25 protein-coding genes and 1 tRNA gene are annotated in these 25,264 nt (G+C 71.7%); 1 reads left to right on the top strand and 25 read right to left on the bottom strand.

Annotated features, from left to right (window positions below; all coding sequences use genetic code 11):
* Nucleotides 1-2: 2 nt before the first annotated feature.
* The 21 genes from KM427_RS09060 to argS form a co-directional block, all read right to left on the bottom strand.
* Entirely contained in the window at nt 3-911 is a 909-nt protein-coding gene (locus KM427_RS09060; RefSeq protein ID WP_215526993.1) for a F0F1 ATP synthase subunit gamma, read from the bottom strand.
* A gap of 6 nt (nt 912-917) precedes the next feature.
* Entirely contained in the window at nt 918-2,555 is a 1,638-nt protein-coding gene (atpA, locus tag KM427_RS09055; protein WP_183590735.1) for a F0F1 ATP synthase subunit alpha, read from the bottom strand.
* Nucleotides 2,556-2,627: 72 nt separating this feature from the next.
* Nucleotides 2,628-3,455 carry a F0F1 ATP synthase subunit delta gene (locus KM427_RS09050; RefSeq protein ID WP_215526992.1) on the bottom strand — a complete coding sequence of 276 codons (828 nt, stop codon included), beginning with the start codon at nt 3,453-3,455 and terminating at the stop codon, nt 2,628-2,630.
* Nucleotides 3,455-4,033: a F0F1 ATP synthase subunit B gene (locus KM427_RS09045; protein WP_183590737.1), complete on the bottom strand. Its 579-nt coding sequence runs from the start codon at nt 4,031-4,033 to the stop codon at nt 3,455-3,457. The genes KM427_RS09050 and KM427_RS09045 overlap by 1 nt, the downstream gene beginning before the upstream one ends.
* A 44-nt stretch (nt 4,034-4,077) precedes the next feature.
* A complete protein-coding gene (gene atpE, locus KM427_RS09040) occupies nt 4,078-4,281 on the bottom strand; it encodes an ATP synthase F0 subunit C (protein WP_056908071.1) in 204 nt (67 codons plus the stop codon).
* Between the two features lie 92 nt (nt 4,282-4,373).
* Complete coding sequence (gene atpB / locus KM427_RS09035) at nt 4,374-5,198, bottom strand: F0F1 ATP synthase subunit A (RefSeq protein WP_183590738.1); 825 nt, start codon at nt 5,196-5,198, stop codon at nt 4,374-4,376.
* 10 nt (nt 5,199-5,208) lie between these two features.
* A complete protein-coding gene (locus KM427_RS09030) occupies nt 5,209-5,460 on the bottom strand; it encodes an AtpZ/AtpI family protein (RefSeq protein ID WP_183590739.1) in 252 nt (83 codons plus the stop codon).
* Between the two features lie 30 nt (nt 5,461-5,490).
* Nucleotides 5,491-5,973 carry a hypothetical protein gene (locus KM427_RS09025; protein ID WP_215526991.1) on the bottom strand — a complete coding sequence of 161 codons (483 nt, stop codon included), beginning with the start codon at nt 5,971-5,973 and terminating at the stop codon, nt 5,491-5,493.
* A 120-nt stretch (nt 5,974-6,093) separates the two neighbouring features.
* Nucleotides 6,094-7,242 (bottom strand): MraY family glycosyltransferase, encoded by a 1,149-nt coding sequence (locus KM427_RS09020; RefSeq protein WP_215526990.1) that lies wholly within the window; start codon nt 7,240-7,242, stop codon nt 6,094-6,096.
* Between the two features lie 4 nt (nt 7,243-7,246).
* Nucleotides 7,247-7,912 (bottom strand): L-threonylcarbamoyladenylate synthase, encoded by a 666-nt coding sequence (locus tag KM427_RS09015; RefSeq protein ID WP_215526989.1) that lies wholly within the window; start codon nt 7,910-7,912, stop codon nt 7,247-7,249.
* Nucleotides 7,909-8,745, bottom strand: coding sequence for a peptide chain release factor N(5)-glutamine methyltransferase (gene prmC / locus KM427_RS09010; RefSeq protein WP_215526988.1), 837 nt, complete (start codon nt 8,743-8,745; stop codon nt 7,909-7,911). Before prmC ends, KM427_RS09015 begins: the two co-directional genes overlap by 4 nt.
* A 7-nt stretch (nt 8,746-8,752) precedes the next feature.
* Entirely contained in the window at nt 8,753-9,826 is a 1,074-nt protein-coding gene (prfA, locus tag KM427_RS09005) for a peptide chain release factor 1 (protein WP_215526987.1), read from the bottom strand.
* A 160-nt stretch (nt 9,827-9,986) separates the two neighbouring features.
* Entirely contained in the window at nt 9,987-10,211 is a 225-nt protein-coding gene (rpmE, locus tag KM427_RS09000; protein WP_183590745.1) for a 50S ribosomal protein L31, read from the bottom strand.
* Between the two features lie 254 nt (nt 10,212-10,465).
* Complete coding sequence (locus tag KM427_RS08995) at nt 10,466-12,013, bottom strand: sensor histidine kinase (protein ID WP_215526986.1); 1,548 nt, start codon at nt 12,011-12,013, stop codon at nt 10,466-10,468.
* A gap of 337 nt (nt 12,014-12,350) precedes the next feature.
* Complete coding sequence (locus KM427_RS08990; protein WP_183590747.1) at nt 12,351-12,722, bottom strand: response regulator transcription factor; 372 nt, start codon at nt 12,720-12,722, stop codon at nt 12,351-12,353.
* 85 nt (nt 12,723-12,807) lie between these two features.
* Nucleotides 12,808-14,727, bottom strand: coding sequence for a transcription termination factor Rho (gene rho / locus KM427_RS08985; protein WP_252275209.1), 1,920 nt, complete (start codon nt 14,725-14,727; stop codon nt 12,808-12,810).
* A gap of 223 nt (nt 14,728-14,950) precedes the next feature.
* Entirely contained in the window at nt 14,951-15,853 is a 903-nt protein-coding gene (gene thrB / locus KM427_RS08980; protein ID WP_215526985.1) for a homoserine kinase, read from the bottom strand.
* Nucleotides 15,854-15,868: 15 nt separating this feature from the next.
* Nucleotides 15,869-16,957 carry a threonine synthase gene (gene thrC / locus KM427_RS08975; protein ID WP_215526984.1) on the bottom strand — a complete coding sequence of 363 codons (1,089 nt, stop codon included), beginning with the start codon at nt 16,955-16,957 and terminating at the stop codon, nt 15,869-15,871.
* On the bottom strand, nt 16,954-18,279 hold the full coding sequence (locus tag KM427_RS08970) for a homoserine dehydrogenase (protein ID WP_183590750.1): 1,326 nt from the start codon (nt 18,277-18,279) through the stop codon (nt 16,954-16,956). Before KM427_RS08970 ends, thrC begins: the two co-directional genes overlap by 4 nt.
* Nucleotides 18,279-19,673, bottom strand: coding sequence for a diaminopimelate decarboxylase (lysA, locus tag KM427_RS08965; RefSeq protein ID WP_183590751.1), 1,395 nt, complete (start codon nt 19,671-19,673; stop codon nt 18,279-18,281). The genes KM427_RS08970 and lysA overlap by 1 nt, the downstream gene beginning before the upstream one ends.
* Before the next feature lie 13 nt (nt 19,674-19,686).
* Nucleotides 19,687-21,357: an arginine--tRNA ligase gene (gene argS / locus KM427_RS08960; RefSeq protein WP_215526983.1), complete on the bottom strand. Its 1,671-nt coding sequence runs from the start codon at nt 21,355-21,357 to the stop codon at nt 19,687-19,689.
* Nucleotides 21,358-21,496: 139 nt separating this feature from the next.
* Between argS and KM427_RS08955 the strand changes: the two genes are divergently transcribed.
* Nucleotides 21,497-21,569, top strand: a tRNA-Arg gene (locus tag KM427_RS08955).
* 153 nt (nt 21,570-21,722) lie between these two features.
* Here KM427_RS08955 and KM427_RS08950 read toward each other — a convergent pair.
* From KM427_RS08950 to KM427_RS08935, 4 genes are all read right to left on the bottom strand, one after another.
* Nucleotides 21,723-22,838: an NDMA-dependent alcohol dehydrogenase gene (locus KM427_RS08950; protein ID WP_215526982.1), complete on the bottom strand. Its 1,116-nt coding sequence runs from the start codon at nt 22,836-22,838 to the stop codon at nt 21,723-21,725.
* 82 nt (nt 22,839-22,920) lie between these two features.
* A complete protein-coding gene (locus tag KM427_RS08945; protein ID WP_215526981.1) occupies nt 22,921-23,676 on the bottom strand; it encodes an HNH endonuclease family protein in 756 nt (251 codons plus the stop codon).
* Nucleotides 23,670-24,578 (bottom strand): LCP family protein, encoded by a 909-nt coding sequence (locus KM427_RS08940; RefSeq protein WP_215526980.1) that lies wholly within the window; start codon nt 24,576-24,578, stop codon nt 23,670-23,672. Before KM427_RS08940 ends, KM427_RS08945 begins: the two co-directional genes overlap by 7 nt.
* A 1-nt stretch (nt 24,579) precedes the next feature.
* The gene (locus KM427_RS08935) at nt 24,580-25,191 is read right to left on the bottom strand and encodes a hypothetical protein (RefSeq protein WP_183590756.1); all 612 of its coding nucleotides are present in this window, start codon (nt 25,189-25,191) and stop codon (nt 24,580-24,582) included.
* Between the last annotated feature and the right edge of the window lie 73 nt (nt 25,192-25,264).

Below are 25,264 nucleotides of genomic sequence, written 5' to 3'. Positions count from 1 at the left end.
TTTCACTCACTCCCGGCTTGGGCGTCGGCGAGCGCGTTGACGCCTCCGACGATCTCGCTGATTTCCTGGGTAATGCCGGCCTGGCGGGCCTGGTTGGCGATTCGCGTGTACTTCTTGATCAGCTCTTCGGCGTTGTCGGTCGCCGACTTCATCGCCTTCTGGCGAGCGGCGAGCTCGGAGGCCGCGGCCTGCAGCAACGCGAAGAAGATCCGGCTCTCGACGTACCGCGGCAGCAGCGAGTCGAGCACGGCCTCGGCGGACGGCTCGAACTCGTAGAGCGGCAGCGCCTCCTCCTTGGACGGCGCCTCGGTGCCCTCGACGACCTCGAGCGGCAGCAGCCGCACCGCCGTGGGCTCCTGCACCAGCATCGAGCGGAAGCGCGTGAAGACCACGTGCACCTCGTCGACGCCCTCGCCCTCCTCGTCGACGAACGCCGAGATCAGCGCCTGCGACACCTCGTGGGCGGCCTCGAGCGACGGCTGGTCGGAGAAGCCGGTCCAGGACCGGACCACCGAGCGGCCGCGGAACTTGAAGTAGGTCTCGCCCTTGCGGCCGCAGATGTACGTCGCGACCTGCTTGCCCTCCTCGCGGAGCTTCTCCGCCAGGCGCTCGGCCTCCTTGATCACGCTCGAGCTGTAGGCACCGGCCAGACCGCGGTCGCTGGTCACGACCAGCACCGCGGCCCGGGTGGCGTTCTCCGGCTCGGTCGTCAGCGGGTGGTCGACGTTCGAGAACGTCGCCACCGCGGAGACGGCACGGGTCAGCTCACGCGCGTACGGCGCGGCCGACTGCGCCCGCTGCTGCGCCTTGATGATGCGGGACGCAGCAATGAGCTCCATGGCGCGCGTGATCTTCTTCATCGACTCCGTCGACTTGATCCGCGCGCGGTACTCACGCAGCGATACGGCCATGGAGGATCAGCCCCGCTTCTGCTTGACGATCTGCTCCTGCTCGACGTCCTCGTCGGCCAGCGCCTCGGCCTGCGCCTCCTTGCCGACCTTGATCGAGCCACCGTCGGAGGTCTCGAACTGGTCGAGGAAGGCGTCGTAGGCCAGCACGAGCGAGGCCTCGTCCTCGAACTTCAGCGTCTCGCGGATGCCGGCGAGGATGCCGTCGTGCGAGCGGCGGAGGTAGTCGAGGAACTCCTGCTCGAAGCGGATCACGTCGTTGACCGGGACCCGGTCGAGGCGGCCGGAGGTGCCGAGCCAGAGCGACACGGTCATGTCCTCCAGCGCGTACGGCGAGTACGCCGGCTGCTTCAGCAGTGCCATCAGGCGCTGGCCGCGGTCGAGCTGCTGGCGCGAGGCGGCATCGAGGTCGGAGGCGAACATCGCGAACGCCTCCATCGCGCGGAACTGCGCCAGGTCGACCTTGAGCGAGCCGGTAACGGCCTTCATCGCCTTGGTCATCGCGGCGCCACCCACGCGGGAGACCGACACACCGACGTCGATCGCCGGGCGTTGGTTGGCCGCGAAGAGGTCGGACTGCAGGAAGATCTGGCCGTCGGTGATCGAGATGACGTTGGTCGGGATGAACGCCGAGACGTCGTTGGCCTTGGTCTCGATGATCGGCAGGCCGGTCATCGAGCCCGCGCCGAGGTCGTCGGAGAGCTTCGCGCAGCGCTCGAGCAGGCGGCTGTGCAGGTAGAACACGTCACCCGGGTAGGCCTCACGGCCCGGCGGGCGGCGCAGCAGCAGCGACACGGCGCGGTAGGCCTCGGCCTGCTTGGTCAGGTCGTCGAAGACGATCAGCACGTGCTTGCCGTCGTACATCCAGTGCTGGCCGATGGCCGAGCCGGTGTACGGCGCGAGGTACTTGAAGCCCGCGCTGTCGGACGCCGGGGCGGCCACGATCGTGGTGTACTCCAGCGCGCCGGCCTCCTCGAGGGCGCCACGCACGGAGGCGATGGTCGAGCCCTTCTGGCCGATCGCGACGTAGATGCAGCGCACCTGCTTCGTCGGGTCGCCGGAGTCCCAGTTCTGCTTCTGGTTGATGATCGTGTCGATCGCGATCGTGGTCTTGCCGGTCGCGCGGTCGCCGATGATCAGCTGCCGCTGACCGCGGCCGATCGGCGTCATGGAGTCGATCGCCTTGATGCCGGTGGCCAGCGGCTCGTGGACCGACTTGCGCTGCACGACCGTGGGCGCCTGCAGCTCGAGGGCGCGGCGCTCGCTGGACTCGATCGTGCCGAGCCCGTCGATCGGGTTGCCGAGGGGGTCGACGACGCGGCCCATGTAGCCGTCGCCCACCGGGACCGAGAGGATCTCGCCGGTACGACGGACCGTCTGGCCCTCCTCGATCTTGTCGAAGTCACCGAGGATGACCACGCCGATCTCGCGGGTGTCGAGGTTCAGCGCGATGCCGAGCGTGCCGTCCTCGAACTCCAGCAGCTCGTTGGCCATCGCCGAGGGCAGGCCGCTGACGCGCGCGATGCCGTCACCGGCCGATGCGACGGTGCCGACCTCTTCCTTGCTGGCGGCGTCGGGCTGGTACTCGGACACGAACCGCTGCAGCGCGTCCCGGATCTCCTCCGGACGGATCGAAAGCTCCGTCATATCTGCGTCCCTACTCTCTTGGGCTCTGGTGGGGCTGGTGTTCTACGTGTGTGGGTGCCGGCTGGGTGGCGGTCAGCCGGCCAGCTTGCGTCGGGCGGAGTCGAGGCGGGCGGCGACGGTGCCGTCGATGACGTCGTCGCCGATCTCGACCCGCATGCCGCCGAGCAGGCCCGGGTCCACCTCGACGTTCAGGTGCACCGGGCGGTCGTACTGCGCGCTGAGCGCCGCCGCGAGGCGGCTCTGCTCGGCATCGGTGAGCTGGCGAGCCACCCGCACGTGCGCGACTCCCTCGCCCTGGGTCGCCGCAGCGACCTTCTGGTACTCCGTGACCGCGGCGTGGAAGGAGCGGAACGAGCCCGCGAGGGCCTGCTCCACCAGCGCGATCGTCGCCGGCAGCGCGCGGTCGTCGAGCAGCCGCCGCAGCAGCTGTCGCTTGTCCGCCTCCGTGCGAGCCGGGTCGGAGAGCGCGATGCGGAGATCGGCGTTCTCCTCGACGACCTGGGCGACGGTGAACAGCTCGTCGGAGAGCCGACCCGCCTCGCGACGGCCGGCCGACCGGACGGTGGCGATCACGCCGAGGTGCTCGAGCGCGTCCGCGAGATCGCGAGCCGCGACCCAGCGCAGCCCGACGCCCTCGGCGAGCACCTCGAGGCCCTCCGACCCGACCTTGCCCTCGAGCAGCCCCCGGACCAGGGCGGCCTTGGCCGCCGCCGGCGTCGAGACGTCGGTGACCGCCCGGCGCAGCGCCGGCTCGGACCGCAGGAGCTCGGCCAGGCGGAACAGGTCCTGGCCGAGGTCCGCGAACTGCTCGAGCGTGTCGCGGTCGTTGTCGACGCGCTCGCCGAGGACCTGCAGCGCCTCCGCGGAGGAGCCTCGCAGGGAGCTCAGGGCGTGCACCATCAGTTCGCTCCGTTGCCCGCGGCCGCGGAGGCCTCGATCGTCTCGAGGTCGACGAGGAACCGCTCGACGACGCGCGCGGAGCGGTCGTCGTCCTCGAGGCTCTCGCCGACGATGCGGCCGGCGAGGCTGGTCGCCAGCGAGCCCACCTCGGCCCGCAGGGCGGTGACCGCCTGCTGACGCTCGGCCTCGATCTGGGCCTTGCCGTGCTCGACGATGCGCGCGGACTCGGCCTGGGCCTGGTCCCGCATCTCGGCGACGATCGCGGCACCGTGCTCACGGGCCTCTTCGCGGATCCGAGCGGCCTCGTGGCGGGCGTCCGCCAGCTGCTGCTCGAGGTCGGCGAGCTTGGCATCGGCCTCGGCCTGCTTGTCCTCGGCCGCGGCGAGGCCACCCTCGATGGCCTTGGTCCGCTCCTCGAAGGTGGTCTCGAAGTTCGGAACCACCCACTTCTTCACCGCGAAGAAGAGCAGGCCGAAGACGACCAGCGAGAGGACGATCTCGATGGTGTGCGGCAGGAGCGGGTTGAGCTTCCCGTCCTCCGCCGCCTGCGTCGCCAAGGGGGCGATCAGTGCTTGCATGGCAGGTCCTTCCGGGGTCCTACGTCAGAAGTGGGTCGGACCGGTCAGAGAACGAACGCGAGGGCGATACCGATGATCGCCAGCGCCTCGGCGAGCGCGAAGCCGAGGATCGCGATCGACTGCAGGCGGCTCTGGGCCTCGGGCTGGCGGGCGACACCGCTGATGTAGGCGGCGAAGATCAGACCGATACCGACACCGGGGCCGATCGCAGCCAGGCCGTAACCGATCATGTTGAGGTTGCCGTCCACGGCAGTTTCCTTTCGGTTGGTACTACTTCAGGTACTGATTCAGGTGTTGTGCGGGGTGAGACTTGGGGGAACGCCGGAGGGCGTGGGGCAGGTCAGTGCTCCTCGGCGACCGCGCCCGAGATGTACATGGCGTTCAGCAGGACGAACACGTAGGCCTGCAGGAACTGGATCAGGATCTCGAGGAACGCCACGAGGATGAACAGCACCCAGGCGAGCACGCCGACCGGGGCGTAGGCGCCGCCCATCTCGACGATGAGGTACTCGCCGCCGAGGGCGAACAGGATCAGCAGCAGGTGGCCGGCGAACATGTTGCAGAACAGACGCAGGGCCAGCGTGACCGGGCGGACCAGGATGTTCGACATGAACTCCAGCGGCACCAGCAGGATGAGCATGGGGCCGCCGATGCCCGGCGGCACCGTCTGGTGCTTGAGGTAGCCGACGAAGCCGTGCCGCTGGATGCCCGCGGCGTTGTAGATCACCCAGCTCAGGATCGCGAGGCTGTAGACCATGCCGGCCCGCGAGAAGGTCGGGAACTGGATGAACGGGATGGTCGCGAAGAGGTTGTTGACCAGGATGAAGAAGAACAGCGCGAAGAGGTACGGCACGTACCGCGCGAAGTCGTGCGCCCCGATGATGTCGCGGCCCATCGAGTTGCGGACGAAGCCGTAGGCGCCCTCGCCGACGAACTGCAGCCTGCTCGGCACCATCGCCCGGCGCCGCGACGCGGCCCAGAAGAAGACGAACACCACGACCGCTGCGAGCACGATCTGCAGCATCGGCTTGGTGACACCGAGCACGAAGGACTGGCCGAACATCTCGAAGGTGTCGTGGCCACCCCCGATCGCCGGGAGATCGAAGTCCCCCGGTCCGGGCGGCGTGAAGCCATCGGCGCGCACCACGGCGGCTGCGTAGGTCACCGGTTCTCCTCTACTTCTTCTGGTCGTGCGGCTGGTCTGGTGGCAGTGCGCGGTTGAAGCGGCTGAAGGTGAGATAGATCCCCAGCGCCGCGCCGATCAAGATCCCGATCGCGACGACGAACCCGGTCCCGAGCCATCGGTCCACCAGCCACCCCAGGACGCCGTAGAACGCGACCCCGGAGACGATGTACCCGAAGGCGTGCCACGGGTCGCCCTTCGGGCGCTCGCCCTGAGGTCGAGCCGACGGATCCTGCTGACTCATTGCGAACCGGAGGATAGCAGTCGAGTTTGGTCACCGATCCCTCCCCTCCGCCGACGTGGACGCCGCCCCGGCGGGACGGTGCTCGGGCAGGTCGTAGATCGGGATCCGGCGGCTCGTCGAGAGCACGACCTGGACCACCATCCACCCCAGGGTGCCGGCGATCACGGTGCCGCCGAGCCAGGCGCGGTCGATCGTCTCGTCGAGCAGTCCCGATCCCGACAGCGCGACGAAGGCCAGCGCCATCGCGACCACCTGGAGCGTGTAGGTCAGCAGCGCCACGAGCAGCGACGCCGCCGGCAGCAGGGCGGCCACGGCGTTCACCGTGAAGGTGCCGAAGCCGAAGACGGCCACCACGAGGACGGTGCCGATCAGGGCGCCGTACGCCGCGGCCGAGCCGGCCGTCAGCGCGCCGAGCAGCGCCGCGGCCAGGCCCAGAAGGGCCGTCGCCGACGCCGTCCGCACGAGCGCAGCCGTCCCCCGGTCGCGAGGTGCGGAGCGGGTGTCGGTCGTCATGTCGGCGGCCGTTCGTCGAGGGTGATGGTCGAGCGCCCGGCGTTCCTGGAGAGCGCTTGTGAAAAGTAGCACAAAGTCCCCGTGGGCGAGAAAACGCCCCCCGACACTCGGACCCGGGGTCTAGATCTGCACGCCCGGCTGGTCGGGCAGCTCGGGGCGGCGCAGGCGCGGCAGCAGGAAGGTCGCGGCGACGGTCACGGCCGCCATCGCCGCGACGGTCGCCCACATCCACGACTCGTCGCTGGCCAGGCTCATCAGCACCGTGCCGAAGGCCACCAGCGCGGCCCACAGGTACATGATCAGCACCGCCCGGCGGTGCGAGTGGCCGATCTCGAGCAGCCGGTGGTGCAGGTGCTGCTTGTCGGGGGCGAACGGCGACCGGCCGGCCCGGGTGCGGCGCACGACGGCGAGAACCAGGTCGAGGATCGGCACGATCAGGATCGAGACCGGCAGCAGCAGCGGGAGCAGCGTCGGCAGGAAGCTCGCCTGTGAGCCCGCGGCACCGGCCGTGATCTGGCTGGGCGTGAACTGGCCGGTCAGCGTCACCGTGCTCGCCGAGAGCACCAGGCCGATCAGCATCGAGCCGCTGTCGCCCATGAAGAGGCGCGCCTGGTGGAAGTTGTGGGGCAGGAAGCCGATGCACGCCCCGGCCAGCGAGGCGCTGAGCAGGGCGCCGGTGGTCGCCAGCGAGACGTTGTTGAAGTCGGCCAGCGAGTAGCAGAAGACGAAGTAGGCGAGTGCACCGATGCCGACGACCCCGGCGGCGAGGCCGTCGAGGCCGTCGACGAAGTTCACGGCGTTCACCGTCGCCACGACCACGAACCCGGTCAGCAGCGCGCCCTGGGAGCCGTCCAGCACGAACTGGGTGCCGTCGCTGCCCGGGAAGAAGACGTACTGGATGCCGAACGCGATCAGGAAGCCGGCGGCGAGCACCTGGCCGCCGAGCTTGGTGAGGGCGTCGAGCTCGAAGAGGTCGTCGAGCACGCCGACCGCGCAGATCAGCGCGCCGGCGATGAGCACGATGCCGGCGTCGCGGAAGACGAACGGCTGGCTGGTCGACAGGAAGGGCAGCTGCCGCGCCACGACGTACGCCGCCACCAGGCCGCCCAGCATCGCCAGCCCGCCGAGGTAGGGGATCGGTACGGCGTGCACGTCGCGGTCGCGGACCTTCGCGACCGCCCCCGTGCGCAGCGCGATCTCACGGGCGATCACCGTGAGCAGGTACGTCGCCGCCGCGGCGACCAGGAAGACGAGGAGGTACTCCCGCACCGCCTCAGCCTTCGTCCGTCAACGCGGTGCCGAGGGGTTCGAGGACCTCGTTGAGCCGGTCGAGCGACAGCGCGCCCCGGCGCAGGATCCGGCCGCGGTCGCCGGTGCAGTCGACGATCGTGGACGCCTCGCCACCGGGACTCGCACCGGAGTCGACGAAGACGGACACCTCGTCGCCGAGCATCTCGACCGCCTGGTCGGCGTCGGTCGCGGCGGGCATCCCGGACTTGTTGGCCGAGCTGACGGCGAGCGGGCCGGTGCGCTCGAGGATGGCCAGCGCCACCGGGTGGTCCGGCATCCGCACGGCGACCGTGCCGCGGGTGTCGCCGAGGTCCCACTGCAGCGAGGTCTGCTGGTGGCAGACCACGGTGAGCGGGCCCGGCCAGAACTCCTCGACGAGGGCGCGGGCGTAGCCGGGCACCCGCACGGCCAGCGCGTCGAGCGTGGTCGCGGCGCTGACCAGCACCGGCGGCGGCATCTCGCGGCCCCGGCCCTTCGCGGCCAGCAGCTCGCGGACCGCGGCCGGGTCGAACGCGTCGGCGCCGACGCCGTACACGGTGTCGGTGGGCAGCACGACGAGCTCGCCCTGCTGCACGGCCAGGGCGGCCGCCTCGACGGCCGCCTCCCGCTCCTCCTCGGACGTCGTCGGGTAGCGCTCCACAGAGGTCATCGTGCCAGCCGGGCCGTGGTGAACCGTGCGCGACCTGCCAGGTCGTGGTGGTCTCGTACGTCGACCCAGCGCCCGGTCGCGGTCAGCACGGCCGGCGCCGACTCCCCCTGCACGTCGGCGTGCTCGAAGCCGAGCAGCCCGCCGGGTCGCAGCAGTCGCGCCGCCCGGTGGGCCAGCACCCGGATCGCGTCGAGGCCGTCGGCGCCGGAGAACAGCGCCAGGTGCGGATCGTGGTCGCGTGCCTCCGGGGCGACCGACTCCCAGGCCTCGAGCGGGATGTACGGCGGGTTGCAGGTCACCACGTCGACGGTGCCGAGCAGGTCGTCGAACGCCGTCGCGAAGTCGCCCTGGCGCAGGTCGACGCCGGTGCCGGCCAGGTTGCGCTCGGCCCAGGCGTACGCCGGCTCGTCGAGCTCGACCGCGTGCACCCGCGCACCGGGTACCTCGTCGGCGACCGCCTTGGCGACCGCCCCCGATCCGGTGCACAGGTCGACCACGACGCTGCCGGGTCCGGCGTGCTCGATCGCCCAGCCCGCCAGCAGCTCGGTCTCCGGGCGCGGCACGAACACCCCCGGACCGACGGCGAGCTCGACGTGGCGGAACCACGCCACGCCGGTCAGGTGCTGCAGCGGCTCGCGGGCGGCCCGGCGGGCCACCAGCACGTCGTACTCCCCCGCCGCCGCGTCGGACACGTCGTCGACGAGCGGCAGCCGGCTGCGCGTGGTGCCGAGCACGTGGGCGAGCAGCTCCGCCGCGTCGTGCTCGGGGCTGGCGACGCCCGACTCGCGCAGGCGGGCGGCGGCGCCGGAGACCAGCTCCCGGGGCCGGGTCACCACCGGCTCACGACTCCAGCGCGGCGAGCCGCTGCTCGAGGTCGGCCTCGACGCAGGTGTCGAGCACCGGCTGCAGGTCGCCGTCGAGCACCTGGTCGAGGTTGTAGGCCTTGTAGCCGGTGCGGTGGTCGGAGATCCGGTTCTCCGGGAAGTTGTAGGTGCGGATCCGCTCCGAGCGGTCGACGGTGCGCACCTGGCTGCGGCGGGCCTCGCCGGCCTCGGCGTCGGCGGCGTCCTGGGCGGCCTGGAGCAGCCGCGAGCGCAGGATGCGCAGCGCCTGCTCCTTGTTCTGCAGCTGGCTCTTCTCGTTCTGGCAGCTGACGACGATGCCGGTCGGCACGTGGGTGATCCGCACGGCGGAGTCGGTGGTGTTGACGCTCTGGCCGCCCGGGCCGCTGGAGCGGAAGACGTCGATGCGCAGGTCGTGCTCGTCGACCTGGACGTCGACCTGCTCGGCCTCCGGCAGCACGAGGACGCCGGCGGCGCTGGTGTGCACCCGGCCCTGGGACTCGGTGACCGGCACGCGCTGCACGCGGTGCACGCCGCCCTCGAACTTCAGCAGCGCGTACGGCGCCTCGCCTGGCTCGGGAGCGCCCTTGGCCTTCACCGCGACCGTGACCGACTTGTAGCCGCCGAGGTCGGACTCGGCCGCGTCCAGCACCTCGACCTTCCAGCCCCGGGCCTCGGCGTAGCGGGTGTACATGCGCAGCAGGTCACCGGCGAACAGCGCGGACTCCTCTCCGCCCTCCCCCGACTTCACCTCGAGGATCGCGTCCTTGTCGTCGGCCGGGTCGCGCGGCACCAGCATCCGACGCAGCCGCTCCTCGGCCTCGTGCCGGCGGGCGACCAGCTCCTCGGCCTCCTCCGCGAAGGCCGGGTCCTCCCCCGCCAGCTCACGGGCCGCCTCGAGGTCGTCGCCGAGCCGCTGCCAGTCCCGCCAGGCCCCGATGATCGACGACAGCGCGGCGTACCGCTGGTTGAGCTGCTTGGCGAGCCGCGCGTCGGCGTGCGTCTCGGGCGCCGCGAGGCGCCCCTCCAGCTCGGCGTGCTCGGCGAGCATGCCCTCCACTGCTTCGAACATCTTCATCTCTCGTAGTCCGGACTCAGGTTGCGAGACGAGCCGGCGACACCGGCTCCCTCAACCTCCCGGTCTGATCCTCGTCGCGCTTGCGCGACGAGGGACCGGGACATGACACGAGCGCCGGTCCCCGCACGTGGCGGGGACCGGCGCTCGAAGACAGCTACTTCTTGGCGTCGGCGGCCTTCTTGGCGTAGCGGGCCTCGAAGCGGGCGACGCGGCCACCGGTGTCGAGGATCTTCTGCTTGCCGGTGTAGAACGGGTGGCACTGCGAGCAGACGTCGGCGTGGATGACGCCGGAGGTCGCGGTGCTGCGGGTGGTGAACTGGGCGCCACAGGTGCAGGTCACCTGGGTCTCCACGTACTCCGGGTGGATGTCCTTCTTCATGGTGTGTCCTCTCGATGGCCGCCGGGTCGCCGCACTCCCTGCGAGTGGAGCGTGAACCGGAGCCGACAGACGATTGTCGCACGCGGTGGAACGCATGAGTAATCGGAGACATTCCCGGCGCGAGGTGCCGTTCGGCGCCGCTGGTGCACCGAGCTGCCCGGCCCGCGTTCGGGTGCGCCGGGCGGCGGTGAGCCAGCAACCTGATGCGGGTGCCGGATGGTTGCTGACGTACCGCTGGGGCGGAGCCGCTGCCCCTACGGCGCGGGCTCGGCGACCCGCCCGGGCGGCTCGACGAGCTCGAGGTGCGGCGTGCCCGCCTGGGCCGGGAGCCGCACGGTGACGGTGGTGCCGACCCCCTCCTCGGAGTCGAAGAGCACGGCCCCGCCGTGGCGGTCGACGATGGTCTGCGTGATCCGGACGCCGAGTCCGGTGCCGGCGATCTCGTTGGTCACCGCGTTGGAGGCCCGGAAGAAGCGGGTGCCGAGCCGGTCGAGCTCCCCCGCCGGGATGCCGATGCCGCGGTCGGTGACGGCGACCTCGACCTGGCCGCGGTGCGCCGTGATCGCGACGTCGACGACGCCGTCGTCCTGGCTGAACTTCACCGCGTTGGTGACCACGTTCAGGAAGGCGCGGTGCAGCATCGCCCGGTCCGCGAGCACCGGGACCGGCAGGTCGGGGCACTTGACGCCGATCCGGATGCCCCGGCGGGCGGCGGTGATCTTCACGTCCATCACCACGTCGCGCACCAGGGCGGACAGGTCGACCGGCTCCATCTGCTGGCTGCTGCCCTCGGCGCGCTGGAGCGTGAGCAGGTCGTCGATCAGCATCTTGAGCCGGGCCACGTTGCGGCGGGTGGCGTCGAGCATCCGATCGTGCCGCGGCTCCAGCTGTCCCTCGAACTCCTCGGCCACCAGCTCGACGTAGCCGCTGATCGTCGTCAGGGGGGTGCGCAGCTCGTGGGAGACGTTCGCGACGAAGTCGTCCTTGGCGGTGTCGAGGGTGCGCAGCTCCCGCTGGATCCAGACCTCGACCGCCCGGGCCCGGTTCTGGGCGTCGGCCAGGTCGTTGAGGGCCTTCGCGACCGCTTGCACCTCCTTGGGTCCGGTCGGCTCGGCACGCACCTCATGGTCCCCGCGCGCCATCCGCTGCACGACCTTCTCGAGCGCCAGCAGCGGGGTCGAGAGCTCGCCGAGCAGGCGGCGCCGCTGCCGGGTCATGACCACCGCCGCGACGAACGCGACGAGCAGCACCGCGAGCACCGTGCCGCGCAGCCGGAGCGTGACGCCCTCGGTCGCGGACCGCACCCGGCTGTCGAACGCCGTCGTGGTGCCCCGGTGCGCGGTCCGGAACGCGTCGAACGCCGCGATCCCCCGCCGCATCTCACGCGGGCGGGTTCCGGCCCCGCCCTCGGCGGCGATCCGCGGCTCGGCGTACTGCTTGATCCAGGCGTGCGCCACCTGCTCCTGGCGTGCTACTGCCGCCTCGAGCGAGCGGTCCCCGACGGCGAAGGAGCGGACCTCCTTCTCGTGGGCGCTCAGCCGCAGCTCGGCCTGACGGTAGTCGTCGACGGAGTCGGGTACGCCGACGCTCGCCCACGCCTCGACGGCCGCGGACATGTCGGTGAGCTCTTGGTAGATCGCCTGGTTCGCCGCCGCGGCCGGCTCGAGCTCCTGGGTCAGCTCCTGGACGGCGACCGCGGACACGATCACCCCGGTCACGGCGACCAACGTGGCCAGCGCGCCGAACAGCCCGATCCGGGCCAGCACCGACGCCACCACGCGCGCGACCGGACGTCCAGTCATCCCAGCCACCCCCGTGCTCACCCCGGGTGCCCCAGGGCACCGTCCCCGCGGAGCAGGCTACTGGCGTGGGCCCGGCGCGAACGCCACAGACCCGCGACCTTGCGGCTACCTAGCGGCATCACCGGAAGTTCTTCGGGTGGCCCGCACCCCGGGCACGCACCTCGCTGCGTTGCCGTCGCTTGCTGGACGAACAAGTAGAGCCGCGCTCCGGCGCCTTGCGATGCACGCACCCCGAGCACGGGCCACCCCCGAGGAACTTCCAGTGACGACCGCTAGCGGCAACCGGCGGACGAACGCCGGACGACCATCTGTCGACGCGCCCGGTCGGCCTTCGCGGTCAGCCGGAGCGGCTCAGCAGCGCCTGGACCCGGGAGGCCAGCTCGCGGGGGCTGAACGGCTTGGTGATGTAGTCGTCGGCGCCGGAGTCGAAGCCGGTCTCGACGTCCGACTCCTGGGCGCGGGCCGTCAGCAGGATCACCGGCAGGTCGGCCAGCGCCGCGTCCGCCCGGATCTCCCGGATCGCGTCCAGCCCGGACACTCCCGGCATCATCACGTCGAGCACCGCGAGGTCGGGTCGCTCGGCACGACAGGCGTCGAGCGCCGCCCCGCCGTCGGCCACCGCGACCACGTCATGCCCGAGGGTCGAGAGCTTGAACTCGACGAGCTCGCGGATGTCGACGTCGTCGTCCGCGACCAGGATCCGAGCCACGCGGGTCCCCTTCCGTTCTGCTGTGCGCTGTCACCCTAGCCCGAGCGGCGCCGTTCCCACGCCGCTCGGGTCGTCGCCGGACCGGTCACTCCTCCCGACCGGACACGGTCGGGGTGGTCGTCTGGACCTGCATCAGGAACTCGATGTTGGTCTGCGACTTCTTCAGCCGCTCCAGCAGCAGCTCGAGGGCCTGCTGGCCATCGAGGGAGCTGAGCACGCGGCGCAGCTTCCAGACGATCGCGAGCTCCTCCTTGCTCATCAGGAGCTCCTCGCGGCGGGTGCCGGACTGGACCGCGTCGATCGCCGGGAAGAGCCGCTTGTCGGCGAAGTCGCGACGCAGCCGGATCTCCATGTTGCCGGTGCCCTTGAACTCCTCGAAGATCACCTCGTCCATCTTCGAGCCGCTCTCGATGAGCGCGGTCGCGAGGATGGTCAGCGAGCCGCCGTCCTCGATGTTGCGGGCCGCACCGAAGAACTTCTTCGGCGGGTAGAGCGCAGCGGAGTCGACGCCGCCGGAGAGGATCCGGCCGCTCGCCGGCGCGGCGAGGTTGTAGGCCCGGCCGAGGCGAGTGATGCCGTCGAGCAGCACCACGACGTCGTGGCCGAGCTCGACGAGCCGCTTGGCCCGCTCGATCGCGAGCTCCGCCACGGTCGTGTGGTCGCTCGGCGGCCGGTCGAACGTCGAGGAGATCACCTCGCCCTTGACCGAGCGCTCGAAGTCGGTGACCTCCTCGGGGCGCTCGTCGACCAGCACCACCATCAGGTGGCACTCCGGGTTGTTGGTCGTGATCGACTTCGCGATCGACTGCAGGATCATCGTCTTGCCGGCCTTCGCCGGGGACACGATCAGGCCGCGCTGCCCCTTGCCGATCGGGGCCGCGATGTCGATGACCCGGCCGATCATGTTCTCGGGCCCGGTCTCCAGGCGCAGCCGCTCGGAGGGGTAGAGCGGGGTCAGCTTGGCGAACTCCACCCGGTGCTTCGCCGCCTCGGGGTCGGCACCGTTGACGGCGTCGATGCGGACCATCGGGTTGAACTTCTCCCGGCGCTCACCCTCCCGGGGCTGGCGCACCTGGCCGACGATCGCGTCGCCGCGGCGCAGCCCGAACTTGCGCACGATCGAGAGCGACACGTACACGTCGTCGGCACCCGCGAGGTAGCCGCTGGTGCGCACGAACGCGTAGTTGTCGAGCACGTCGAGGATGCCGGCCGCCGGGACCAGGACGTCGTCCTCGAGGATCGTGGTGTCCGGCTCGTTGCGGCCACCGACAGTGCGGTTCCGGTCGCGACCGCGGCGGCGCCGGTTGCGGCGGCCGCTACCGTCGTCGTCGCCGTCGTCACCGTCGCCGTGCTGCTGGTGCCGGTCCTGGGACGGCTGGGCCTGGCGGTCCTGCTGTTGGCGGTCCTGCTGTTGGCGGTCCTGCTGCTGACGGTCCTGCTGCTGGCGATCCTGCCGGCTCTGCTGCTTGCCGTCCTGCTGCTTGTCCTGCTTGGCGTCCTGCTGCTTCTCTCGCTGCTGGTCCCGCTGCTGGTCCCGCTGCTGGTCCGCACCGCGCTCGCGCCGGGCCTGCCGCTCTTGCCGCGGCTGGCCCGACTGGCCCGCCTGGTCCGCGGACTTCTCCCGCGAGCGCTCGGGCTTGTCCTGCTGCTTGTCCTGCTGCTTGTCCTGCTGCCGGTCCTGCTGCTGGTCCTGCTGCGGGTCGTGCTGGGGGCGCTCCGGCTCCCGCTTCTCCTGCCGCGGGCGCTCCGGCTTCTCCTGCTCCCGCCGGGGCTGGTCCTGCGGCTGGTCCTGGCGCGGCTGACCGCCGCCGCTCTGGTGGGCCTTGATGGCCTCGACCAGCTGGGCCTTCTTCATCGAGCCCGAGCCCGAGATCCCCAGCCCCGCGGCCATCGACTTCAGGTCCGCGATGAGCATGGAGTTGAGCCCGGCACCGCGCTTCCTCGCCGGCTTGCTTCCCGGCTGCTCGTCTGATGCGCCGGTGGTGGCTTCGATGGTCTCCGTCACGTGAGGTCCTTCCCACGTATCACTGCCGAGCCGGCCTCGGGCCGGCGGCTTCTGGTCATTGGTTCCTCACCCGTCGCGGCGTGGGTTCACGAGGCGGGCGGGCATGAGAGCGGCAGAGCGCCGCGAACGAGGAAGAGGGTGCACGATGCCGGCTGCTGGACCGGCGGTGCCACGCCGAGTGATCCGGCGCGGTCCCAAGATACCACCGGGTCGGGCCGCACGTTCAGGTAAGGCGGGCGCCGGTCGTCTCGATGTCCAGCAGGTGGCCGACCCAGCCTCGCGGGCATCGCGCCCGCAGCGCCTCCGCCCCGGCCGCGTCGGTGAACGCCAGCACCGTCGGTCCCGCCCCGGAGACCAGGGCTGCGACACCGTCGGCCCGGAGCAGGTCGACGAGGTCGAGCGAGTCCGGCATCGCCGGGCGACGGTACTGCTGGTGCAGGTAGTCCCGGGTCGCCCGCAGCAGCTGCTCGGGCTGCCCGGCGAGCGCGGCGACCAACAGGGCGGCGCGGCCGGCGGCCGCCGCCGCGTCGGCGTGCGGCACCTCGGCGGGCAGCAGTCCGCGGGCCACCTCGGTCGAGACCGACGACGGCGGCACGAAGGCCACCGCCTGCACCCGCGGGTCGACCGCCGCGGAGACCGCGAAGAACTCATGGTCCTCGTCACACCCGGAGATCGTGAAGCCGCCGAAGAACGCCGGCGCGACGTTGTCGGGGTGGCCCTCCATCCGCGCGGCCAACCGGAAGAGCGCCTGGTCGTCCGCGAGCAGCGAGCCGCCCGCGACGAGCCCGCGGGCCAGCGTCACGCCGGCCACGATGGCCGCCGACGAGGAGCCGAGGCCGCGCGCGTGGGGGATCACGTTCGCGCAGGTCAGCCGGAGCCCCGGCGGCTGCGCCCCCATCAGGTCGAAGGCGGCGCGCATCGCGCGCACGACCAGGTGCGACTCGTCGCGGGGCACGTCCTCGGCACCCGCGCCGGTCACCTCGACCTCGAGTCCCGACCCGATCACCTCGGCGGTCAGCTCGTCGCGCAGCGAGAGCGCGAGCCCGAGCGAGTCGAAGCCGGGACCGAGGTTGGCCGACGTCGCGGGGACCGTGACCCGCACCGGGCCGTCGACGAAGGTCGCCACCTGTGCACCCGGCCGTCAGGCCAGACCGGCGGCCTCCGCCGCCGCCGTGACGTCGGCGTCGACCACGGTGTCGACGATGCTGTGGCCGCTCTCCGCGAAGCCCTCCAGGGCGGTCGCGGTGTCCTTGAGCCCGTGCCCGGTGACCGTGATCGCCACGGTGCTGCCGCGGTACGACGCCCCGCCGGCGAGCTCCTGGAGCAGCCCGGCGACGCCGGCCGCCGAGGCCGGCTCGACGAACACCCCGTCGCGCGCCGCGAGCTCGCGCTGCGCGGCCAGGATCTGGTCGTCGGTGACCGCCGCGAAGGAGCCGCCGGACTCGTCGCGGGCGGCCTCGGCCAGCTTCCACGACGCAGGGTTGCCGATCCGGATCGCCGTGGCCCGGGTCTCCGGGTCGGGGAACGGCGCACCGGTGACCAGCGGTGCCGCACCGGCGGCCTGGAAACCGCGCATCACCGGGGTCTTCGTGGCGGCGCCCGCGTCGGCGTACTGCGTGTAGCCGAGCCAGTACGCCGAGATGTTGCCGGCGTTGCCGACCGGCAGCAGGTGGTAGTCGGGGGCGTCGCCGAGGAAGTCGACGATCTCGAACGCCGCGGTCTTCTGGCCCTCGAGCCGGACCGGGTTGACGGAGTTGACCAGCGCCACCGGGTAGTCCCACGACAGTCCCTTGGCCATCGCCAGGCAGTCGTCGAAGTTGCCGCGCACCATGATCACCTGGGCGCCGTGCAGGATCGCCTGCGCCATCTTGCCGGCCGCGATCTTGCCCTCGGGCACGAGCACGAGCGGCTTGAGGCCGGCCTTCGCGGCGTACGCCGCCATCGAGGCGGAGGTGTTGCCGGTGGAGGCGCAGACGACCGCCTGGGCGCCGTCGTGCTTGGCGACGGAGATCGCGGCGGTCATGCCACGGTCCTTGAAGGAGCCGGTGGGGTTGTCGCCCTCGACCTTGAGCCACACCTCGGCGCCGGTCAGCCCGGACAGCCACTCGGAGTGGACCATCGGTGTGCCACCCTCGCGGAGCGTGATCGCGACCGTGCCCTCGGGGATCTGGAGCAGCGGTCGGTACTCCTCGATGACGCCACGCCACTGGTGGGTCCGCTGGATGCTCACTCCGCGACTCCCTCGACGCGCATCACCGAGGTGACCTCACGGACCGCCGGCATCCCGCGCAGCGTCTCGACGGTCGCCGCCAGCTGCGCGTCGGTCGACTCGTGCGAGACGACGACGAGCTGCGCGTCGGCACCGCGGCCCTCCTGGCGCACGGTCTGGATCGAGACGCCGTGCTCGGCGAACGCGGTCGCGACCGACGCGAGCACGCCCGCCCGGTCGTCGACGTCGATCGCGACGTGGTAGCGGGTGACGGTCTCCCCCATCGGCAGCACCGCCCGGTCGGCGTACGCCGACTCGCCGGCGCCGCGGGTGTCGGCGAGCCGGTTGCGGGCGACCGTGACCAGGTCGCCGAGCACCGCCGACGCCGTCGGCGCGCCACCGGCGCCGGGGCCGTAGAACATCAGCTGGCCGGCCGCCTCGGACTCCACGAACACCGCGTTGTAGGCCTCGCGGACCGAGGCGAGCGGGTGCGACCGGGGGATCATCGCCGGGTGGACGCGCACGGAGACCGCGTCGTCCCCACCCACCCCGTCCCTCAGCTCGCAGATGGCGAGCAGCTTCACGACGCTGTTCATGTCGCGCGCGGAGGCGACGTCGGCGGCGGTGACGTCGGAGATGCCCTCGCGGTGCACGTCGTTGGCGGTGACCCGCGAGTGGAAGGCCAGCGACGCCAGGATCGCGGCCTTGGCCGCGGCGTCGAAGCCCTCGACGTCCGCCGTGGGGTCCGCCTCGGCGTACCCCAGCTCCTGGGCCTCCTCGAGCGCCTCGGTGAAGCCGGCGCCGGAGGTGTCCATCCGGTCGAGGATGAAGTTCGTGGTGCCGTTGACGATGCCGAGCACCCGGGTCACCCTGTCGCCGGCGAGCGACTCGCGCAGCGGACGCAGAATCGGGATCGCGCCGGCGACCGCGGCCTCGTAGTAGAGGTCGCGGCCGACCTTCTCGGCGGCCTCGAAGAGCGTCGGGCCGTCCTCGGCGAGCAGCGCCTTGTTGGCGGTCACCACGGACTTGCCGCTCTCGAGCGCCGCGAGGATCAACGAGCGCGCGGGCTCGATGCCACCGATCACCTCGATGACCAGGTCGACGTCGTCGCGCGTGACCAACGCCGTGGCGTCGGTGGTCAGCAGGCCGTCGGGCACCTCGACCTCGCGGGGCGCCTCGAGCCGGCGTACGGCGACGCCGGCCAGCTCCACCGGTGCTCCGACGCGGGCCGCCAGGTCATCGGCCTGCTCGTCGAGCAGGCGCACCACCTGGGAGCCCACCGAGCCGCAGCCCAGCACTGCCACCCGCAGTCGATCGGGCACAGCAGGCTTGTCGCTCTCCATTACAAATCACCCATGTCCGTTGCCAACAGGTCGTCCTCAGTCTCGCGGCGTACGACGACGCGCGCGACCCCGTCCCGCACCGCGACCACCGGCGGCCGCAGGGCGTGGTTGTAGTTGGAGGCCATCGAACGGCAGTACGCACCGGTGCCGGGCACGGCGAGCAGGTCGCCGGGGCGCACGTCACCGGGCAGGAACTCGTCCTTGACCACGATGTCGCCGGCCTCGCAGTGCTTCCCGACGACCCGGGCCAGCACCGGAGGGGCGTCGGAGGCGCGCGAGGCCAGCGTGCAGGAGTAGTCGGCGTCGTAGAGGGCGGTGCGGATGTTGTCGCTCATCCCGCCGTCGACGCTGACGTAGGTGCGCACGGCGCCGCCGTCGAGCTGGACCGGCTTGACCGTGCCCACGGTGTAGACCGTGCACATCGCGGGGCCGACGATCGCCCGGCCCGGCTCGATCGAGAGCCGCGGTTCGGGGATGCCGAGCGCCCGGCACTCGTGCTCGACGATCTTGCTCATCTCGGTCGCCAGCTGCGCCGGGTCGGCCGGGTCGTCCTGCGTGGTGTAGGCGATGCCGAAGCCGCCGCCCAGGTCCATCTCGGGCAGCGTCACGCCGAGCTCGTCGCTGACCCGGGCCTGCAGGGCGAGCACCCGGCGGGCCGCGACCTCGAAGCCGGCCGAGTCGAAGATCTGGCTGCCGATGTGGGAGTGCAGGCCGAGCAGCTCGATGCCCGGGGCGGCGAGCACACGGCGTACCGCCTCGAACGCCTGACCGTTGGTGATCGACAGGCCGAACTTCTGGTCCTCATGGGCGGTGGCGATGTACTCGTGGGTGTGCGCCTCGACGCCGGCGGTGACCCGGATCATCACCCGGGCGGTCGCACCGTCACCGGTGATCGACTCCAGCCGCTCGATCTCGTCGAAGGAGTCGACGACGATCCGCCCGATGCCGGCGGCGACCGCGCGGCGCAGCTCGCTGAGCGTCTTGTTGTTGCCGTGGTAGCCGATCCGGGCCGGATCGACCCCGGCTCGCAGCGCCACGGTCAGCTCCCCCGCTGAGCAGACGTCGAGGCAGAGCCCCTCCTCCTGGATCCAGCGGGCCACCGCGGTGCAGAGGAACGCCTTGCCGGCGTAGAAGACGTCGTACGCCGCGAACGCGTCGCGGAAGGCCCGGGCCCGGGCCCGGAAGTCCGCTTCGTCGAGGACGTACGCCGGGGTGTTCACGTTCGCGACCAGGTCGGGCACCGCGAGTCCGCCGACGTGGAGCTCGCCGTCGACCTTGTGGGCGGTCTGCGACCACAGGTGCGGGACCAGGTCGTTGACGTCACCGGGCTCGCGCAGCCACGAAGGACCGCGGAGCGCTCCGGGCGCGTGCGCCCAGCCTGCCTCGTGGGTCATCTAGATCCGCCCTCTACATCCGCTCGGGTGCACTGACGCCGAGCAGGCCGAGGCCGTTGGCGAGCACGGTCTGGGCCGCCACCGTCAGCACGAGCCTCGCCTGGTTGATCGGCGCGACCGGCTCGTCCCCCTGCGGCAGCATCCGGCACTCGCGGGTGTCGTACCACTTGTTGAACACCGCCGCGAGATCCTCGAGGTACCGCGCGACCCGGTGCGGCGCACGCAGCTCGGCGGCCGCCGTGACGACCCGCGGGAACTCCGCCAGGGCGCGCAGCAGATCGCCCTCCCGCTCGTGGGAGAGCAGTGCGGGGTCGAAGGACGCCACGGCGCCGGCGAGCTCCATGCCGAGGTCGGCGGCGTTCTCCACCATCCGGCAGGTGCGTGCGTGCGCGTACTGCACGTAGTAGACCGGGTTGTCGTTGGTCGCCCTGGCCCACAGCTCCAGGTCGAGGTCGATGTTGACGTCGCTGGAGTAGCGGGCGAGCGCATAGCGGCCGGCGTCGACGCCGATGGCGCCCACCAGGTCGTCGATGGTCACCACGGTCCCGGCACGCTTCGACATCCGCATCGGCTGGCCGTCGCGCAGCAGGTTGACCATCTGCCCGATCAGGATCTCCAGGTTGACGCCGGGCTCGTCGCCGAACGCGGCGCACATCGCCATCATCCGGGCTACGTAGCCGTGGTGGTCGGCGCCCAGCATGATCAGGCAGCGGTCGAAGCCGCGCTCGCGCTTGTCGAGGTAGTAGGCGAGGTCGCCGGACAGGTACGCGCCCTGGCCGTCGGACTTGATGACCACCCGGTCCTTGTCGTCACCGAACTTCTCGGTGGCCAGCCAGGTCGCCCCGTCCTTCTCGTAGATGTTGCCGAGCTCGCGCAGTCGCGCCACGGCCCGCTCGACCGCACCGGACTTGTGCAGCTCGTCCTCGTGGAAGAAGACGTCGAAGTCGACGCCGAAGTCGTGCAGCGACTTCTTGATCTCGCCGAACATCATGTCGACGCCCACGGCGCGGAAGGCCTCCTGGGGGTCCTCGGCCTCCAGGGCGTCGGGGCGCTCGGTCAGGACGGCGGCGGCGATGTCGTGGATGTACTGCCCGCCGTACCCGTCCTCCGGGGCCGGCTCGTGGCGAGCGGCCGCGAGCAGCGAGCTGCTGAAGCGGTCGATCTGGCTGCCGTGGTCGTTGAAGTAGTACTCACGGGTGACCGCGGCGCCCGACATCTCGAAGATCCGGCCGAGCGCGTCGCCGACCGCCGCCCAGCGGACGCCGCCGATGTGGATCGGGCCGGTCGGGTTGGCCGAGACGAACTCCAGGTTGACCTTCTCACCGGCGAAGGCGTCGTTGGCACCGTACGCCGCGCCCGCCTCGACGATCTGGGCCGCCACGACGCCCTGGGCGTCCGCCGCGACGGTGATGTTGAGGAAGCCCGGCCCGGCGATCTCGACCGCGGCGACGCCGTCGACCTGCTCCAGACGCTGCTGGACGAGCTCGGCGAAGGCCCGAGGGTTTAGCCCCGCCTTCTTGCCGAGCTGCAGGGCGACGTTGGTGGCGTAGTCGCCGTGCCCCTTCTGTCGCGGGCGCTCCACCGTCACGGTCGTGGGGACGCCGTCCGGCAGGGTGATCGCACCCTCGGTGGACAGCGTCGTCAGAACGTCGACGATCGCGGTGGAGAGCTGCTCGGGAGTCACCGGGCAAGGGTATCGGCGCGACCGGCCCACTCCCGCACCGGTTTCCGCCGTGGGACGGCGCGGCCGGCCGCCCGACCGATTACACCCTCCTCGCGAGTGGGTTGTAGGGTTCTGCGCAGTCCCGTCACGGCGGGGCGATGCCTCCGTAGCTCAGGGGATAGAGCACTGGTTTCCGGTACCAGGTGCCGCAGGTTCGAATCCTGCCGGAGGCGCCCATCTCGTCGGGTCACGGTCGTGACCTCCCGGTGCCACCAGGACGCCGACAGTGGCAGCCCGCCCTCCGCCGGCCGGCGGTGAGCCAGCAACCAACGACCGCCGCGAGCCGGTTGCTCACTCACCGCGGCGGCGCGGGGCGCCCGCCCGGCTCAGTAGACGATCACCCCGCGCAGGTTCCGGCCGGCGTGCATGTCCTCGTACCCGAGTGCGACCTCGTCGAGCTTGTAGGTGCGGGTCACCAGTTCGTCGAGCTTGAGCCGACCCTCGGCGTAGAGCCGCAGCAGCATGAGGATGTCCGCCTTCGGGTTGGACGCGCCGAAGAGCGAGCCCTGGATGCGCTTCTGGAAGAGCGTGACGTCGGCGAGCGAGATGGGCGCGCCGATCTCCGCGATGTTGCCCAGGCCGGTCACCACGACCGTGCCGGCCTTGCGGATCGCCGCCATCGCCTGGGCGACGTGCTCCCCGGTGGTGACCCCGACCGTCACGATCGCGGAGTCGGCGCCCTGTCCGTTGGTCGCCGACTGGGCGAGCTCGGTCGCCTCCTCCATCGTGGCCACCGCGTGGGTGGCGCCGAGCTCGAGCGACTTCTCACGCTTGAGCGCGACCGGGTCGACGGCGATCACCATCGAGGCCCCGGCGTGCGCGGCGCCCTGCACCGCGTTGATGCCGATGCCGCCGACGCCCATCACCACCACGACGTCCCCGGGCCGGACGTCGGCCGAGTTCACCGCCGAGCCCCACCCGGTGCCGACGCCGCAGCCGATCAGACACGCCTTGTCCAGCGGGACGTCGTCGGGCACCTTCACCGCGGAGTCGACGGCGACCGTGGTCACCTCGCAGAAGGTCGAGATGCCGCACATCTGGCCGACCGGCTGTCCGTCGTAGGACAGGCGGAAGCTCTCCGGGTCGTCCCACCGGGAGCCGACGAGCAGGGTGGCGCCGAGGTCGCAGAGGTTCTGCATCCCGCGCGAGCACCAGGCGCACCGGCCGCACGACGGCAGGAACGAGAACACCACGTGGTCGCCCTCCTGCCAGCCCGGCGTGTGGGGGCCGACCGCGGTCACGACCCCGGCGCCCTCGTGGCCGCCGGCGAACGGGTAGATCCCGACGGGGATGTCGCCGGTCGCGACGTGGTCGTCGGAGTGGCACAGCCCCGAGGCCACCATCCGGACCTGGATCTCATCCTGTCTCGGGTCGTCGACCTCGAGGTCCACGACCTCGTAGGTGCCGGGTGCTTCCTTGATGATCGCGCCGCGTGTGTGCATGAGGTCCTCCCGGATCGGTGTGACGGGCGTCACGTCGATCGTGGCCCTCGGCCGTTGGCGATCGGTTGGTCGTCGGCGTCGCTCAGCAGGCGCCGAGCAGCTCGCGGAGGGCGGCGACCTCGCTGCGGTCGGCGGTGAGCGACCAGGCCGACTTCACCGCGACCCAGCGCACGGCGTACTCGCACTGGTAGGCCCGCCGCGGCCGCCAGGCGGCGGGGTCGTCGTCGGACTTGGCGGCGTTGGCCGGGCCGTCGACCGCCAGCAGCACGGCGAGGTCGTTGGCGTACTCGCGACGCCGGGCGTCCGACCACGACGACGCACCGGAGCGCCACGCCTCGGCGAGCGGGACGACGTGGTCGATCTGGATCGCCTGCGCCTGCGCCGGTGCCTTGAGGTCGTCGAAGGTGAGCCTGCGGCCGGTGTAGGGATCGAGCCACGAGCCGGCGAGCACGTCGTGGTCGCAGCGGCCCTGCTGAGCGACCGTCACGGTGCCGGGCACGGCGTCGCGCAGCAGTACGTCGTCGCGCTGGTTGCAGCCGTTGCCGTCGGTGTCGGCCCAGGGCGTGCCGAAGGCGGCCCGGTCGTACGCCGGGCCGGCCGGCGACCGCGGACCGACCTCGAGCCGGTCCAGCGCCCGGGTCGCCGCGGTCGGCGAGAGCGTCTCGACGGACGCCGGGCCCGCCGGCGACGTCGCGCCCTCCGTCACCGCGCAGCCCGCGAGCAGCGCGACACCGGCGACGGAGGCGAGGAGCCAGGCGCCGGCGGCCCGGCTCAGCCTCGATCCACCGATTTGCGGCGTCGCGCAGCAGGCGGAAATCGGTGGATCGAGGCTCAGCACCGCTCGATCGTGGCGTCCTGGCGCGCCTCGTTGCCGTAGCGGCGGGCCTGGTCGACGTACGGGAGCACCACGCTGGCGCCGCCCACGTTGCCGATGCTGCCCTGGACGACGCAGCTGGTGATCTTCGACGGCACCACGTGGGCCGTCGCCTGCGCGAGCCGGAACAGCTCGGCCGGGGACAGGTCGGTGCGCATGTGCGCCATCACCGAGAGCACGCCGCGCTCGATGAAGCCGGGCACGGCGGCGCGGGCGCGCACCCGGGCCTGGATGCCGCGCAGCACCCGCTGCTGGTTGGCCGAGCGGTCGAAGTCGCCACCGGGCAGGCTCTTGCGGATCCGGGAGAACGCCATCGCGCCGTACCCGTTCAGGTGCACCTGGCCGCTCTTGAAGCCCTTGCGGTTGAGGTTCTCGTCGTAGAAGGGCCGCGGGTTGTGGACCGTGATGCCGCCGATCTCGTTGACCATGTCCTCGAAGTAGGGGAACCGGGTCACGAAGACGTAGTCGGGCTGGATGCCGACGAGGTCGCCCACGGTCCGGCCGAGCAGCTGCGGCCCGCCGTACGCGAGCGCGGCGTTGACCCGGCTGGAGCCGTAGCCCGGGATCGGCACCCACGAGTCGCGCGGGATGCCGATGGCGGTGGCCGCGCCGGTCCTGGTGTTCATGCCCACCAGCTGGAGCGCATCGCCGCGGGTGCGGGTCATGTCCTCGCCCGGCCGGGCGTCGGAGCCCACGGCCAGGATCCAGACGACCTCGGGGGTGAGGTCGACGCCGTCGGCGCGCTGGACCTTCACCAGCTCGATCTCGGTGCTCTTGACCGCCGAGTCGGGGATCACCAGGGCGGCGACCCCCAGCACGGCGCCGACCGCGACCCAGCGCAGCAGGCGCGGGAACCGCTTCCGCATGTCAGATCGCTCCCTTCGTCACGTCGTAGCCGAAGACCTGCCAGCCCCCGCCCTCCCGGGTGAGGTAGAGCCGGCCGGCGACCTTGACCCGCTCCTGCGTGCCCCCGGTCGTGTCGAACTTGAGGATCACGTGCGCGGTCACCCCGACCGGCTTCCGCTTCACGGCGAGGACGTCGATGCGCAGCGCCCGGCCGACGGGCTCGACGCCGTCGATGTCCGCCCCGAGGTCCTGGTTGCTCATCAGGTCGGCGTCGCGCTTCGCCTCGGCCCGGGCGCCGCGGGTGAAGCCCGGCCAGGCGTCGGCGAAGTCGGTGCGCGGGTAGTCGCCCTCGACGTACGCCGCGTCGAGCCAGCCGTCGACGACCGACCGGACGTCGGTGGACAGCCGGTCGCGGGCCGGTCGGCCGAGCGTGCCGGTGACCTTCCCGAAGGACACCTGGGTCTCGACAGCGGGCGGCTCACCCGGGTCGGTCGAGGCGCTCGCGCCGTCGTCCGGACCGGCGCCGGGGTCGTCGTCCCCACCGCTGCATCCGCCCAGGACGAGGGTCGCCACCAGGGCGGTCCCCACCGTCGCGGCGAGCGCACGGGACCCGCGTCGGACTCTCTTGCTCATACCCCGAAGCTCTCCGTTTCCTGTGCCGATCGGGTCGAAGTCTGCAACGCCGACCTGTGGCTCCCGGCACACC

The sequence above is a fragment of the Nocardioides sp. LMS-CY genome, from assembly GCF_018732145.1.
In the GTDB taxonomy this organism is placed as follows: Bacteria; Actinomycetota; Actinomycetes; order Propionibacteriales; family Nocardioidaceae; genus Nocardioides; species Nocardioides soli.
Note: the sequence above shows the minus strand (reverse complement) of the source record. Positions and strands in the feature narration are given on the sequence as shown.

What these genes read in the sequence shown, in the direction of transcription:
- KM427_RS09060 (WP_215526993.1), bottom strand. Translation starts at nt 911, where the DNA reads ATGGCCGTATCGCTGCGTGAGTACCGCGCGCGGATCAAGTCGACGGAG.
- atpA (WP_183590735.1), bottom strand. Translation starts at nt 2,555, where the DNA reads ATGACGGAGCTTTCGATCCGTCCGGAGGAGATCCGGGACGCGCTGCAG.
- KM427_RS09050 (WP_215526992.1), bottom strand. Translation starts at nt 3,455, where the DNA reads ATGGTGCACGCCCTGAGCTCCCTGCGAGGCTCCTCCGCGGAGGCGCTG.
- KM427_RS09045 (WP_183590737.1), bottom strand. Translation starts at nt 4,033, where the DNA reads ATGCAAGCACTGATCGCCCCCTTGGCGACGCAGGCGGCGGAGGACGGG.
- KM427_RS09030 (WP_183590739.1), bottom strand. Translation starts at nt 5,460, where the DNA reads ATGAGTCAGCAGGATCCGTCGGCTCGACCTCAGGGCGAGCGCCCGAAG.
- KM427_RS09025 (WP_215526991.1), bottom strand. Translation starts at nt 5,973, where the DNA reads ATGACGACCGACACCCGCTCCGCACCTCGCGACCGGGGGACGGCTGCG.
- KM427_RS09015 (WP_215526989.1), bottom strand. Translation starts at nt 7,912, where the DNA reads ATGACCTCTGTGGAGCGCTACCCGACGACGTCCGAGGAGGAGCGGGAG.
- prfA (WP_215526987.1), bottom strand. Translation starts at nt 9,826, where the DNA reads ATGTTCGAAGCAGTGGAGGGCATGCTCGCCGAGCACGCCGAGCTGGAG.
- rpmE (WP_183590745.1), bottom strand. Translation starts at nt 10,211, where the DNA reads ATGAAGAAGGACATCCACCCGGAGTACGTGGAGACCCAGGTGACCTGC.
- KM427_RS08995 (WP_215526986.1), bottom strand. Translation starts at nt 12,013, where the DNA reads ATGACTGGACGTCCGGTCGCGCGCGTGGTGGCGTCGGTGCTGGCCCGG.
- KM427_RS08970 (WP_183590750.1), bottom strand. Translation starts at nt 18,279, where the DNA reads ATGGAGAGCGACAAGCCTGCTGTGCCCGATCGACTGCGGGTGGCAGTG.
- lysA (WP_183590751.1), bottom strand. Translation starts at nt 19,673, where the DNA reads ATGACCCACGAGGCAGGCTGGGCGCACGCGCCCGGAGCGCTCCGCGGT.
- KM427_RS08950 (WP_215526982.1), bottom strand. Translation starts at nt 22,838, where the DNA reads ATGCACACACGCGGCGCGATCATCAAGGAAGCACCCGGCACCTACGAG.
- KM427_RS08940 (WP_215526980.1), bottom strand. Translation starts at nt 24,578, where the DNA reads ATGCGGAAGCGGTTCCCGCGCCTGCTGCGCTGGGTCGCGGTCGGCGCC.
- KM427_RS08935 (WP_183590756.1), bottom strand. Translation starts at nt 25,191, where the DNA reads ATGAGCAAGAGAGTCCGACGCGGGTCCCGTGCGCTCGCCGCGACGGTG.